12 protein-coding genes and 1 tRNA gene are annotated in these 12,777 nt (G+C 67.7%); 4 read left to right on the top strand and 9 right to left on the bottom strand.

Annotation, left to right across the window (positions count from 1 at the left end; genetic code table 11):
- The first annotated feature begins 72 nt into the window (after positions 1-72).
- Both ASE34_RS16290 and ASE34_RS16285 read left to right on the top strand, forming a co-directional pair.
- A tRNA-Leu gene (locus ASE34_RS16290) sits at positions 73-154 on the top strand.
- Between the two features lie 66 nt (positions 155-220).
- Entirely contained in the window at positions 221-991 is a 771-nt protein-coding gene (locus ASE34_RS16285) for a DedA family protein (protein WP_053096952.1), read from the top strand.
- Positions 992-1,018: 27 nt separating this feature from the next.
- Here ASE34_RS16285 and ASE34_RS16280 read toward each other — a convergent pair whose 3' ends face one another.
- Entirely contained in the window at positions 1,019-1,873 is an 855-nt protein-coding gene (locus ASE34_RS16280) for a Ku protein (RefSeq protein ID WP_053096954.1), read from the bottom strand.
- A gap of 58 nt (positions 1,874-1,931) precedes the next feature.
- Between ASE34_RS16280 and ligD the strand changes: the two genes are divergently transcribed.
- A complete protein-coding gene (gene ligD / locus ASE34_RS16275) occupies positions 1,932-3,908 on the top strand; it encodes a non-homologous end-joining DNA ligase (RefSeq protein ID WP_056280332.1) in 1,977 nt (658 codons plus the stop codon).
- A gap of 3 nt (positions 3,909-3,911) precedes the next feature.
- On the opposite strand, the gene ASE34_RS16270 is transcribed toward ligD, so the two are convergent.
- The 5 genes from ASE34_RS16270 to murI all read right to left on the bottom strand — a co-directional run bounded on the left by ASE34_RS16270 (position 3,912) and on the right by murI (position 7,757).
- Entirely contained in the window at positions 3,912-4,832 is a 921-nt protein-coding gene (locus ASE34_RS16270) for a cation diffusion facilitator family transporter (RefSeq protein ID WP_056280109.1), read from the bottom strand.
- A gap of 86 nt (positions 4,833-4,918) precedes the next feature.
- Complete coding sequence (locus ASE34_RS16265; RefSeq protein WP_056280107.1) at positions 4,919-5,494, bottom strand: dihydrofolate reductase family protein; 576 nt, start codon at positions 5,492-5,494, stop codon at positions 4,919-4,921.
- 56 nt (positions 5,495-5,550) lie between these two features.
- Positions 5,551-6,144 (bottom strand): RdgB/HAM1 family non-canonical purine NTP pyrophosphatase, encoded by a 594-nt coding sequence (gene rdgB / locus ASE34_RS16260; protein WP_053096959.1) that lies wholly within the window; start codon positions 6,142-6,144, stop codon positions 5,551-5,553.
- Positions 6,144-6,878, bottom strand: coding sequence for a ribonuclease PH (gene rph / locus ASE34_RS16255; RefSeq protein WP_042536503.1), 735 nt, complete (start codon positions 6,876-6,878; stop codon positions 6,144-6,146). Before rph ends, rdgB begins: the two co-directional genes overlap by 1 nt.
- Before the next feature lie 45 nt (positions 6,879-6,923).
- A complete protein-coding gene (gene murI, locus ASE34_RS16250) occupies positions 6,924-7,757 on the bottom strand; it encodes a glutamate racemase (RefSeq protein WP_053096961.1) in 834 nt (277 codons plus the stop codon).
- A 75-nt stretch (positions 7,758-7,832) separates the two neighbouring features.
- Between murI and ASE34_RS16245 the strand changes: the two genes are divergently transcribed.
- Positions 7,833-9,158 (top strand): nicotinate phosphoribosyltransferase, encoded by a 1,326-nt coding sequence (locus tag ASE34_RS16245; RefSeq protein WP_056280104.1) that lies wholly within the window; start codon positions 7,833-7,835, stop codon positions 9,156-9,158.
- Between the two features lie 20 nt (positions 9,159-9,178).
- Here the strand turns inward: ASE34_RS16245 and ASE34_RS16240 are convergent, their stop codons facing one another.
- The 3 genes from ASE34_RS16240 to ASE34_RS18310 are packed head-to-tail and all read right to left on the bottom strand — an operon-like array spanning position 9,179 to position 12,754.
- The gene (locus ASE34_RS16240; RefSeq protein WP_053096965.1) at positions 9,179-9,445 is read right to left on the bottom strand and encodes a DUF3039 domain-containing protein; all 267 of its coding nucleotides are present in this window, start codon (positions 9,443-9,445) and stop codon (positions 9,179-9,181) included.
- A 40-nt stretch (positions 9,446-9,485) separates the two neighbouring features.
- A complete protein-coding gene (locus ASE34_RS16235; protein WP_056280101.1) occupies positions 9,486-11,051 on the bottom strand; it encodes a hypothetical protein in 1,566 nt (521 codons plus the stop codon).
- A complete protein-coding gene (locus ASE34_RS18310; RefSeq protein ID WP_321163944.1) occupies positions 11,027-12,754 on the bottom strand; it encodes an ABC transporter ATP-binding protein in 1,728 nt (575 codons plus the stop codon). Before ASE34_RS18310 ends, ASE34_RS16235 begins: the two co-directional genes overlap by 25 nt.
- Between the last annotated feature and the right edge of the window lie 23 nt (positions 12,755-12,777).

Here is a 12,777-nt window from a genome sequence, read left to right as displayed (position 1 = left end):
GCGGCGGCGGTGCTCCTGCGGGCGGATCCCCAGCAACGCACGATCCCCCGATCAGTAGACTTATCCCAGCGCGCGGGAGTGGTGAAATTGGCAGACACGCAGGATTTAGGTTCCTGTGCCCTAGGGCGTGTGGGTTCAAGTCCCACCTTCCGCACCGATCTGTCGCACCCCCTGCGACCGACGACTTGACCGCCGCACAGCGCACGACGACGGGAAATCCATGCATCACGCCGCTCTCATCCCCTGGCTCGACCCCGCCACGATCATCGGCTCGGCCGGCCCCTGGGCGCTTCTCGTGGTGTGCTTCATCGTCTTCGCGGAGACGGGCCTTCTGGTCGGGTTCCTGCTTCCTGGCGACACGCTGCTCGTGATCTCAGGACTCCTGTCGCACCCGATCGCGGGCTCGGAGCACGGGGTGTTCGGCATCAACGTGTGGATCGTCGCGCTGCTCATCGGGCTCTCGGCGTTCGTCGGCGGTGAGGTCGGCTACCTCATCGGCCACAAGGGCGGACCCGCAGTCTTCGAACGCAAGGAATCGGGCCTGTTCAGCAAGAAGAACGTCGAGCGGACGAACGCCTTCTTCGAGCGTTTCGGCGGCATCACCGTCATCCTCGCCCGCTTCGTGCCGATCGTTCGCACCTTCGCCCCGGTCGCCGCCGGCGTGGGCCACATGCCATGGCGCCGCTACACGCTGTACAACCTCATCGGTGCGATCCTCTGGGGCTTCGGTCTGACGATGTTCGGGTACGCCATCGGCTTCATCCCGCCGGTCGCGCACTTCGTCGAGAGCTACATCGACCTGATCCTGCTCGCTGCCGTCGGCGGCACGGCACTCATCACGCTCTGGCACTACCTGTCCGAGCGTCACAAGGCGAAGAAGGAAGCCGCGGCCGGCGAGGGTGAGACAGACGCCACCGAGGCCGAAGGGCTCGCCCTCGACCCCGAGGTCTTCGACCGTGCTCCGGACTTCGACGGAGACGGCAAGCACTGATCTCGGTGCAGAAGAAGGCGCGCTGTCTCAGCCCGCCTTCTTCTTGCTCGGGCTCTTCTTCGTGCTCGCCTTGTCGCCGGTCGACTCCGACCGAGCGGCCTTGGTGCGAGCCACACTGGCGCGCAGCGCCTCCATCAGGTCGATGACCTCACCGCTCTTGGCATCGCCCTCGGCCTCGCCGAAGGTGTCCGAGACATCGAACGTGTCGCCCGCCTCGATCTTCGCATCGATCAGAGTGCGCAACTCCTTCTGGTACTCGTCGACGAACGACTCAGGATCGAAGTCAGCCGAATAGCTGTCTACGAGGGATGCCGAGAGCTCGAGCTCCTTCTTCGAAATCCTCACATCCTCGTCGAGCACCGGGAACGCCGCCTCACGCACCTCGTCGGCCCACAGCAGCGTCTGCAGCACGAGCACCTTGCCACGCACACGGAGTGCGGCCAGTCGGGTCTTCTGTCGCAGCGTGAAGCGCACGATCGCCGTGCGGTCGGTCTGTTCGAGCGTCTTGCGCAGCAGCACGTACGCCTTCGGTGACTTGGAGTCCGGTTCGAGGTAGTACGGCTTGTCGAGGGTCAGCAGATCGACCTGGTCGGAGGGCACGAACTCGACGACGTCGATCTCGCGGCTCTTCTCCGCCGGCAGCGCCGCCAGATCGTCCTTCGTGAGCACGACCGTCTGCCCTTCCTCGACGTAGGCGCGATCGATGTCGGCGTAGGCGACGGTCTCGCCGCACACCTCACAGGTGCGCTGGTACCGGATCCGGCCGCCGTCCTTCTCGTGCACCTGGTGCAGCGGCACATCATGGTCCTCGGTGGCGGAATACACCTTGACGGGCACGTTCACGAGGCCGAAGGTGAGCGCACCTTTCCAGATCGTTCTCATGACCCCAGTGAACACCAGCCGCGCGGCTCACGGCCAGTACCTTGACTACGCTGGCGTCATGGTCGCAGAGGCGCAGAACGTGCAGATCGATGGCCGCCGGCTGCGCATCACCAACCTCGACAAGGTCGTCTACCCCGAGACCGGCACCACGAAGGGCGAGATCATCGCCTACTACACGGCGATCGCGCCGCACCTCCTCCCTCTGCTCGCGGGCCGCCCCGTGACCCGCAAGCGCTGGGTGGAAGGGGTGGGGACCGCGGATGCTCCCGCCGACGCGTTCTTCACGAAGCAGCTCGAGCCGGGAGCTCCGGAATGGATCCCCCGACAGCCGATCCGGCACTCGGACGGTCCCAAGGAGTATCCCCTCGTCCAGGACGTTCCCACGCTGGTCTGGCTCGCGCAGGTCGCCGCGATCGAGCTGCACGTGCCGCAGTGGCGCTTCGCCTCCGACGGCATGCCGGGAAAGCCGGATCGGCTCGTCCTGGATCTCGACCCGGGCCCGGGGGTCGGGCTCGCCCAGTGCGCCGAGGTCGCACGGATCGCACGCAGCCTGCTCAGCGACATCGGACTCGATCCGGTGCCCGTGACCAGCGGAAGCAAAGGGATCCACCTCTACGCCGCCCTCCCCGGGCAGCAGACGAGCGCAGAGATATCCGCGGTCGTGAAGGAGATCGCCCGTCTGATCGAGACCGAGCATCCGGATCTCGCCACGAGCACGATGGCCAAGGCCGCGCGCGGCGGCAAGGTCTTTCTCGACTGGAGCCAGAACAACGGCAAGAAGACGACGATCTCGCCGTACTCGATGCGTGGTCGCGCGCACCCCTGGGTGGCGGCTCCGCGCACCTGGGACGAACTCGACGACCCCGACCTCGCGCAGCTCGACTTCGCGACGGTGCTCGAGCGTGCGGGTTCCGGGCAGGACCCCATCGCTCCGCTTCTCGCCGCCCAGGAGGGCCCCCCGGACACCACCTCTGCGCCGGGCCCCCGCGTCGACGCACACGGCGCGAACTCGCATGCGAGCCGCCACCGCCCGCGGACGACCGGTGCGGCACCGCTGGCCTCGTCGTCTCCCCCCTCCGTCTCCCCCATGCTGGCCGAGAACGGCACGCCGGCGATCGCCCGCACTCTGAGCTCTCCGTCGTGGGTGGAGGTGAAGTGGGACGGCATCAGGGCCATCGGAACCTGGGCGGACGGACGGATGCTGCTGCATGCCCGCAGCGGCACCGACATCACGGCCCGCTACCCCGAGCTGACTGCCGACGGCGCGCCGTTCCTGCCCGTGTCCGATGCGATCATCGATGGCGAGATCGTCGCCTTCGATGCGCAGGGCAGGCCGAGCTTCTCGATGCTGCAGAACCGCATGCACCTGACCCGGCCCCGCGAGATCGAACGCGAGGTCGTGCGCACGCCCATCGTCTACATGGCTTTCGATCTGCTCCGACTGAACGGTCACGACCTCAGCACCATGGCGCTGTCGGAGCGACGGACCCTCCTCGAGGAGGTCGTCGCCGACCTCGATGCGCCGGTGCAGGTCCCGCCCGTGTTCGACGATCTCGACGCCGCTCTCGCGGCGAGCGACGAGTTCGGCCTCGAGGGCGTCGTCGTCAAGGATCCGTCCTCGCGGTACCGTCCGGGCCAGCGCTCACCGGCCTGGCTGAAGATCAAGCACACCCGCATGCAGGAGGTCGTGATCGTCGGTATCCGCCCCGGCAAGGGCGACCGGGAGGGCACGTTCGGCTCCCTGCTGCTCGCGGTCCCCGAGTCCGGACGGCTGCGCTATGTCGGTCGCGTCGGCACGGGATTCACCGACCGGATGCTGCGCGACCTGCTGAGCCGGCTCGCTCCCCTGCGCACCGACTCCGCGCCCCTCGAGGACGTGCCCGCGCTCGATGCGTCGGATGCGCTCTGGGTCCGACCTGAGCTCGTCGGCGAGGTCGAGTTCGCGAACTGGACCCCGGACGGCGTTCTGCGTCACTCCCGTTGGCGGGGCCTCCGGCCGGATAAGACTCCCGACGAGGTGATCGTCGAGTCCTGACCGTCAGACGTGGTGCGGTTGGCAGTCGGACTGCTCCGCGGGCTCGATCTGGAAGGTCGAGTGAGCGACGTCGAAGTGGTGCGACAGACACGACTGGAGGTCGCTCAGCAGCTTCGCCGAACGTCCATCGGCGAGGAGGGCCGGGTCGACGCTGACGTGCGCGCTGAACACCGGAGCACCACGAGTGAGCTGCCAGACGTGCACGTCATGCACGCCGACGACTCCGTCGTAGTCGAGGAGGTGCTGTCGGATCTCGCTGACCGCAGTGCCCTGGGGCGCTGATTCGGAGAGCACCGAGAACACCTCGCGGAGCAGCGCGATGGCTCGCGGGATGATGAGCACGGCGATCATGATCGACGCGAGCGCGTCGGCGGGCATCCATCCGGTCGTGACGATCACGATCGCTGCGATGATCACCATCGCCGACCCGATCAGGTCGCCCATCACCTCGAGGTAGGCGCCGCGGACGTTCATGCTGGTGCGCTGCGCGCGGCTCAGCAGCCACATCGAGATGGCGTTCGCGACAAGACCCACGACGGCGACGATGAGCATCAGCCCGCCGACCACCTCGGTCTCCCCCGGGTTGATCAGACGACCGATGGCCTCCACCCCCACCCAGCCGGCGAGGAGGATCAGGATGATCGCGTTGATGAGCGCCCCGAACACCTCGGCGCGCTGGTATCCGAACGTGCGGCGGTCGTCGGCAGGTCGGGCGGCGACGGCCGCCGCGATGAGCGCGATCACCAGAGCCGAGGCGTCTGTGAACATGTGAGCCGCATCCGCCAGCAGCGCGAGAGAACCGGTCAGCAGTGCACCCACGATCTGCACGACCATGATCGTCGCGGTCAGTGTCAGCGAGATCGCCAGAAGACGGCGATGGTTCGCGGAGCGGATGCCGCCCGCGGCGGGCGCATGATCGTGCATGTCTCCAGGCTAGACCGGCTCGCACACCCGCCGGCGTGACTCAGCCCAGTCGGGAATGGTGATGATTCTCAGTAACCGCGGGGCCGTCAGCGCTGGCGAGAGTATTCGAGCACGACGCACCCGTTGTCGAACGAGCGCACCTGGTCGAGACGGAAATGGGTCGGGGCGAAGGGGTGGCTCGCCATCGGGATGCCGGACCCCGCGATCGTCGGGTACTTCTTGACGATGAGGCGATCGATCTCGTCGAGGAGCACCCCGGCGAGCCCGGCCCCACCCGCGAGGTAGATGCCGAGGCCGGGTTCCGCCTTGAGCGCGCGGACCCGCGCGACAGGATCGGTGCGCACGATCTCGACGTTGGCTTCGCCCGGATCGTCCAGCGAGCGACTGAACACGACGGTCCGCAACTGCGAGTACGGGTCTGTGATGCCGACCTGCAGTGCGGGTTCGTAGGTCCGACGCCCCATCACGACGGTGTCGAAGCGGGTGACCGCTGCGCTTGCGCCGCCCCGCGCCGCGCGCACATGCGCAGGCTGGATGTCGGGGAGTTCCGTGCCGAGAGCGTCGGCGAACGCAGCGGTCACGGGGAAGAAATCGACCTCGTCGTCCGGGCCGGCGATGAATCCGTCGAGCGTGACGCCGACGTAGTAGGTGAGTTCTCGCATGTCGTCAGAGTAACCACTACGCATGAAGTACGTCAAACGTAGTGAATACCGCCGACTCAGAGAGCGGCGAGCAACGGCAGCAGTTCCGCGAACGCGCGCGCACGGTGCGACTGCGCCTGCTTCTCGCCTGCAGTGAAATCGCCGACCGTGCGCTCCGCCCCCTCGGGCTGTCCGTCCGGGACGAAGATGGGGTCGTAACCGAATCCGCCGCCTCCGGATGCTTCGCGCGCGAGACGTCCCGGCCAGTTCCCGACGACCACGTGCTCGGCTCCGTCCGGAGTCACGAGCGCGATCGTCGAGTTGAAGTGAGCAGCGCGGTGAGGATCCGCGATGTCGCGCAGCTGGTCGAGCAGCAGCTCGAGGTTCGCCGCGGCATCCTTCTTCTGCCCCGCCCAATAGGCCGAGAAGACACCGGGCGACCCGCCCAGCACGTCGACGCAGATGCCGGAGTCGTCGGCGAGCGCCGCGAGTCCCGTGTGCGCCGACGCGGCGCGAGCCTTGATCAGCGCGTTCTCCGCGAACGTGACGCCGTCCTCGACGGGCTCCGGTCCGTCATACGCGATGATCTCGAGATCAGGGCGAGCGGATGCCACGATCTGTTGGAACTCCGCGACCTTGTGCGGATTGTGCGTGGCGAGGACGACCTTCATCAGCCCGCGAGCGCCTTCAGCTGGTGATCCTTCAGGTCGGCGCAGCCCGCGACGCCCAGGTCGAGCAGGGCGTCGAGCTCGCGCTTGTCGAACGGCGCTCCTTCAGCCGTGCCCTGCACCTCGACGAAGAGCCCGCGGCCCGTGACCACGATGTTCATGTCGGTCTCGGCGCGGACGTCCTCGACATATGCCAGATCCAGCATGGGCTCGCCGTCGATGATCCCGACCGAGATCGCAGCCACGGAGTCGAGCAACGGCGTCGCGTTCTTGCCGATGAACTTCTTCTCGCGTCCCCACTCGATCGCATCTGCGAGGGCGACGTACGCTCCGGTGATCGCGGCGGTGCGGGTGCCTCCGTCGGCCTGCAGCACGTCGCAGTCGATCACGATCGTGTTCTCACCCAGCGCCTTGGTGTCGACCACTGCGCGCAGAGCACGGCCGATCAGCCGCGAGATCTCGTGCGTGCGCCCGCCGATGCGCCCCTTGACGCTCTCCCGGTCGTTGCGGCTGTTGGTCGCACGGGGCAGCATCGAGTACTCCGCCGTCACCCACCCCTTGCCCTTGCCGGTCAGCCAGCGAGGAACGCCATTCGTGAATGATGCCGTGCACAGCACCTTGGTTCCGCCGAAGCTGATCAGAGCTGAGCCCTCGGCGTGGCTGCTCCACCCGCGCTCGATCGTGATCTCGCGGAGCTGGTCGGTGGAACGGCCGTCGGCGCGGACGATGCTGGTCATGGGATTCCTTCGGTGGAGGCGGATGAAGCGGATGCTGCGGTCGGGCTACTGTCCGGGGACAGGCTCCGGAAGCGTGATGACACCGGTCTGCACGAGCTGCACGTCGCGCACCTCCCGGCCCATCAGGCGGTTGGCGAGGGCGGTGAACTCGGTCGTCGAGTCCCCCGTCGCCTCGTAGACGTACGTGGCCGTGGCGTCGGGAGACGCGAGAAGATCGCCTCGCACGAGCTGGCGATAGACATCCCCGGCGGTCTCGTCATCACTCGAGACGAGGGTCACCCCCTCCCCCATCACGTAGCTGATCGCGCCACGCAGGAAGGGGTAATGGGTGCAGCCGAGAACGAGTGTGTCGACATCCGCCTCGCGGAGCGGCGCGAGGTACTCCTCGGCGGTGGCGAGCACTTCAGGCGTGCCGGTGATGCCCCCCTCGACGAACTCGACGAAGCGCGGGCACGCCGCGGTGAAGACCTCGAGCCGTTCGTTCACCTCGAGCATGTCCTGGTAGGCGCGGGAGCCGATCGTCCCCACGGTGCCGATGACCCCGACGCGGCCGTTGCGAGTCGTCGACACGGCTCGTCGGACTGCCGGGCCGATCACCTCGACGACCGGAATGTCGTAGCGCTCTCTGGCGTCGCGCAGCATGGCCGCCGATGCCGTGTTGCAGGCGATCACGAGCATCTTGACGCCCTGGTCGACCAGGGAATCGAGCACTTCGAGGCTGTACCGCCGCACGTCCGCGATCGGCTTGGGGCCATAGGGCGAGTGAGCCGTGTCGCCGATGTAGACGAACGATTCCCGGGGCAGCTGGGCTCGGATGGCCCGGGCCACCGTGAGTCCGCCGACACCGGAGTCGAAGATTCCGATCGGGGCGTCGTTCATGACTACCCAGCCTACCCGCGTGCGGCGCGCGTCACGCTCAGCGACCCGGACGGCTCCCCTCACTAAGCTGAGCGGATGACGACGTCCACGGCGCTTCTGACCGATCGTTACGAACTGACCATGCTCGCCGCCGCACTGCGCGACGGCACCGCATCACGGCCGAGCGTGTTCGAACTGTTCTCACGCAGGTTGTCGGGAGGACGACGTTTCGGAGTCGTCGCCGGTACCGGTCGGCTCCTCACGCTGCTGCGACAGTTCCGCTTCGAGGATGACGAACTGCGATTCCTGCGTGACAACCAGGTGGTGGATGCCGAGTCCCTGACGTACCTCGAGAACTACCGCTTCACCGGCTCCATCCGTGGCTACCGCGAGGGCGAGCTGTACTTCCCCGGCTCCCCCATCCTCACGGTCGAGGGCAGCTTCGCCGACGCTGTCCTGCTCGAGACCCTGGCTCTCAGCGTGCTCAACCACGACTCCGCCGTCGCCACCGCCGCCTCCCGCATGAGCATCGCGGCGGGCGAGCGTCCGCTGGCCGAGATGGGCTCTCGGCGTGCCGCAGAGCAGTCCGCCGTCGCAGCCGCGCGCGCGGCCTACATCGCCGGTTTCCGGGCCACGAGCAACCTCGAGGCCGGACGACGCTGGGGTATCCCCACCATGGGCACGGCCGCGCACTCCTGGACCCTGCTGCACGAGACCGAAGAGGAGGCGTTCCGCTCGCAGATCGACTCCCTGGGAACCGACACCACACTGCTCGTCGACACCTACGACATCCGCGCCGGAGTTGAGACGGCCATCCGCGTCGCAGGTACGGGACTCGGCGGCGTGCGGATCGACTCGGGTGACCTGCCGATCGTCGCCGCCGAGGTGCGGGCGCAGCTCGACGAGCTCGGTGCGACCGGGACACGCATCACGGTCACGAGCGATCTCGACGAGTATGCGATCGCCGCGCTGGCCGCGTCGCCCGTCGACGCTTACGGCGTGGGCACGTCGGTGGTCACGGGATCGGGATACCCCACCGCGAGCATGGTCTACAAGCTCGTGGCGCGACAGGACTCGGACGGCGCATGGATCGGCGTCGCGAAGGCGTCGACCGACAAGGCATCCCACGGCGGGCGCAAAGCAGCGTTCCGCACCCTCGTCGACGGGGTGGCGGAGGCAGAGACCGTCGTTGTCTCCGACGGATTCGAGGAACTCGACACCCCGGCCGAGCATTCGGACGGGCGGGCGCTGCAGACGACCTTCGTCGAGAACGGCGAGATCGACGACTCGTTCGAAGGACCCGAGGGAACGGCCTCCGCCCGAGCGCACCATCTGCGGGTGCGGGAGGAGCTTCCGGTCAGAGCGCTCGCCCTGAGCAAGTCCGACCCGGCGATCCCCACCGTCTACGTCGACGCGAGCTGACGCGGCCGAGGCGGTTCAGTTCAGCCGACCATCGATTCGTAGATCTCCTTGCACGTGGGGCAGATCGGGAACTTCTCCGGATCACGGCCCGGCGTCCACTTCTTGCCGCACAGCGCACGCACCGGCTTGCCGGTGATCGCCGATTCGAGGATCTTGTCCTTCTTGACGTAATGAGAGAAGCGCTCGTGGTCGCCCGGCTCGACATTCTCCTCGCGGAGGAGTTCTTCCAGTTCGCGATCAAGCGTTGCCACGCCGCCCTGATCGGGGCTGTCCAGCGGAGTACTCATGCCGAGAGTCTAGCCTCGGACGCACCCGGTTGGGCGGTCGTCACGCGGTCTCGACGAACTCCATCAGTCGCTCGCCCTCATGCTCGAAGATCCGCCCGCCGACGCCGACACCGATCGCGAAGAGCGCCGCCCCTGTCGCGAGTCCGGCCCAGAACGTCGCGGGGGCGAACTGCGATCCCTCGAGCATCGTGAGCACGAGCAGCCAGATGGTCGGCACGCTCACGAGGATCGCTCCGAGGAACGCCGCAGCAGGACCGTACGCGCCACGCGACGTCGGCCGCTGAGGCTGCTGGAACGGGCTGTCTCCGGGACGCGACACGGCGTACGGCGCGATCACAGAGACGATGCTCGAGAAACCGAGCGCCGACAGCAGCAGACTGGCCCCGAGGCCGGTGAGGGGCAGAAGGAGACGCCAGTCATCGATCCAGAGCATCGTGAGAGGCACAGCGATCGCGAGCACGGGAACGGCCACGAGCATCACCGGGACGAGTCGGCCCAGACGATCGGGGATGCCGCGCACGCCGCTCGCCACGTGCGTCCACAGTGCGGTGGAGTCGTAGGCGACATCGTTGTGCGGCAGCCAGCCGAAGAACAGGGCCATCACCGGAACGGGCACGAGAGCGGCGATCTCGAGCGGCACGCCCGCGACGAGGAGTGGCAGGACGGACAGCACGCCGGCGATCGGGACCACGATGAGATTCATGATGTAGCGGCGGTCACGCAGCCAGTAGACGAGGCTGCGAGACGCGATCGCACCGAAGGCGTTCGAGGGAAGCAGTCCGAACCAGCCGAGACCGGAGCGCTCGCGAGAGGCTACAGGACGCTCGGTCGTGGTGAGCAGTCTGCGAACCAGCCACGACCACACCGCCCAGAGCACCACCGCGGTGAGGAGGGCCACGATCCCGCTGATCGAGTTGCCGGCATCGTCATCCGTCGCGAACGAGAACAGGAACCTCGACGATGCGGCGAAAGGGGTGAACCCGATCGTCGCCGTCAGTGCCCCCACTGCGGCGGGGACCTGCCCGTCCCACTTGAGCGAGGCGAGGAACACCGCCACGGGGAATGCGATCACGATCACGGCCAGCGCGAAGAGGGCGGTGAGCTCGCGCGATCGACGCTCCGGCAGCAGCAGCGCGTTCACCGCCATGCCGATACGCGCCGCAAGCACCGTCGAGAACAGGCAGACGACGCTCATCAGCACCGCGATGAACCACGGCGCTCCGAGCCTGATCGCCACGATGCACACGCTGATGTTCACAGCGATGAGAGCCAGGCTGGGAACGCTGACCAGTGAGGCGAGCGCGAGGATCCATGGCATCTGCCGCTCGTCGACCCCGAACACGGCGAATCTGCGGGGATCCAGCTGATCCACGGCACCCACGAGGATGGGACCCACCAGGAATCCCAGGAGCAGTGCCGCGCTGCCGAGGACGATGACCGTGCGCGCGACAGCGACGGGTGCGTCGTCGAGGCTGAGGATCGCCGCGCAGACCACACCCGTGAGAATCGCCACGACGGCGAGCATGATGAGCGTCCGTACCCGACGTTCGCCGCGGAGCGATCCGATCAGGAGCGCGGCTCTCAGTCGGAGAACGTGTGCAGCCACTCGAGCCCCTCCACCTCGCCGATGCCACCGGACAGCTCGACGAACCGCGCTTCGAGCGTCTGGCCTGCGCGGACCTCGTCGATGGTGCCCTCGGCGAGCACTTCTCCCCCGACGATGATCGCGACGCGCGAGCAGACCCGCTCGACGAGATCCATCCCGTGGCTCGAGAGCACCACCGTTCCGCCGTGCGCGACATAGGCGCGCAGAATGTCGAGGATGACCGCGGAGGACACCGGATCGACGGCCTCGAACGGCTCATCGAGCACCAGGACCCTCGGCGAGTGGATCATGGCTCCCGCGAGCATGATCTTCTTGGTCATACCGGCCGAATAGTCGGAGACGACGCGATTGAGCGCCTCTCCGAGATCGAATGCGCGCGCGAGATCGGCGACGCGCTTCTCGATGACCGCCGAGGCGAGCCCCCGCAGGAGCCCGTAGTAGTAGAGCAGCTGCCGCCCGGTGAGTCGATCGAACGTGCGGAGCCGGTCGGGCAGTACACCCATCATGCGTTTCGCGGCAAGAGGCTTCGCCGACTGATCGATGCCGCAGATCACGATGTCGCCTGCATCGGCGCGCAGCAGCCCGGCGACGATCGACAGGGTCGTCGTCTTGCCGGCGCCGTTGGGACCGACGATGCCGTAGAACGAACCTGCAGGCACCGTCAGGTCGATGCCGTTGACCGCGGTGTGATCCCCGAAGTTCTTGACGAGGCCCCGAATGCGGATGGCCTCCGCACCGGAGGCCGCCTCGACTCCGGTGACAGCCTCCTCGGTCGCGTCCGCATCGGACACCGGCTCGGAGATCTCGGATGTCGTGCTCTCGTCGGCGGATGCCGTTTCTGCAGACGCGGTGGCGTCGGCGACGTCCGCCGTCGCGTCGTCGACCGGCGTGGCGTCGTCGACCGGCGTGGCGTCGTCGACCGGCGTCGCGTCGACAACCGGTGCGGCGTCGTTCATAGGGGTCTCCTCCGCCGGAGCGGGCAGATCTGTCTTCGCCCCCTCGGCTGCAGCCTCAGGCTCGTCTCCCTGAACGTGGGCAGGAGCCGGCATCTCGATCTCGATCGCCGCTTCGCTCTCGACCTGAGCGTCCGCCTCTGCCTCGGCCTCGGCCTCGGCCGCAGCAGCCTTCGCGGCAGCTGTCTTCGCCGCAGCGGCCTTCGCGGCCGCGGCCTTGGCCGCCGTGGTCTTCGCCGCGGAAGTGCGTGCTGCGGACTTCGCCGACGCGCTCTTCTCCACCGCAGCCTTGGCGGCGACCGTCTTCGCCGCGGCCGCCCTGGCGGCCGGAGTGGATCCCTGCGCGGCTGAGGTCTTCGCAGCAGCGGTCTTGGCCGCAGCCGTCTTCGCGGCTGTGGTCCTCGCAGCGGTGGTCTTGGCAGCAGCGGATCGCGCCGATGACGTCTTCGCCCCAGCCGCGCGGGCGGTCGTGTCGCGGGTCGCGTTCTTGGCGGCAGTCGTGCGAGCGGCGGCGGTCTTCTTCGATGCCGCCGATCGCGGAGCGCCGCTCTCGGTGGTCCGGTCGATCTTCAGCGCCGGTTCGGCGACCACCTCGACGGTGACTGCGGCCTTGTCCGCCGCAGCTTTGGAGGGAACGCGCGCTCCACCCGTCTTCTTGGCAGGCGTCGTGCGAGCGGAAGTCTTCTTCGGGGCGGCGGGCGTGGCGTCGACCGCCTGAGCAGCGGGATCGTCGGGGGAAGAAGCAGTCACCGTCCTACGGTATCAACGGGGGC

Source organism: Microbacterium sp. Root280D1, assembly GCF_001428975.1.
Lineage (GTDB): Bacteria > Actinomycetota > Actinomycetes > Actinomycetales > Microbacteriaceae > Microbacterium.
This window is presented reverse-complemented; position numbering and strand designations above follow the sequence as displayed.

Bases quoted from the DNA above. Each gene is read 5' to 3' on its own strand.
- ASE34_RS16285 (WP_053096952.1), top strand. From the start codon at position 221: ATGCATCACGCCGCTCTCATCCCCTGGCTCGACCCCGCCACGATCATC.
- ASE34_RS16280 (WP_053096954.1), bottom strand. From the start codon at position 1,873: ATGAGAACGATCTGGAAAGGTGCGCTCACCTTCGGCCTCGTGAACGTG.
- ligD (WP_056280332.1), top strand. From the start codon at position 1,932: ATGGTCGCAGAGGCGCAGAACGTGCAGATCGATGGCCGCCGGCTGCGC.
- ASE34_RS16270 (WP_056280109.1), bottom strand. From the start codon at position 4,832: ATGCACGATCATGCGCCCGCCGCGGGCGGCATCCGCTCCGCGAACCAT.
- ASE34_RS16265 (WP_056280107.1), bottom strand. From the start codon at position 5,494: ATGCGAGAACTCACCTACTACGTCGGCGTCACGCTCGACGGATTCATC.
- rdgB (WP_053096959.1), bottom strand. From the start codon at position 6,144: ATGAAGGTCGTCCTCGCCACGCACAATCCGCACAAGGTCGCGGAGTTC.
- rph (WP_042536503.1), bottom strand. From the start codon at position 6,878: ATGACCAGCATCGTCCGCGCCGACGGCCGTTCCACCGACCAGCTCCGC.
- murI (WP_053096961.1), bottom strand. From the start codon at position 7,757: ATGAACGACGCCCCGATCGGAATCTTCGACTCCGGTGTCGGCGGACTC.
- ASE34_RS16245 (WP_056280104.1), top strand. From the start codon at position 7,833: ATGACGACGTCCACGGCGCTTCTGACCGATCGTTACGAACTGACCATG.
- ASE34_RS16240 (WP_053096965.1), bottom strand. From the start codon at position 9,445: ATGAGTACTCCGCTGGACAGCCCCGATCAGGGCGGCGTGGCAACGCTT.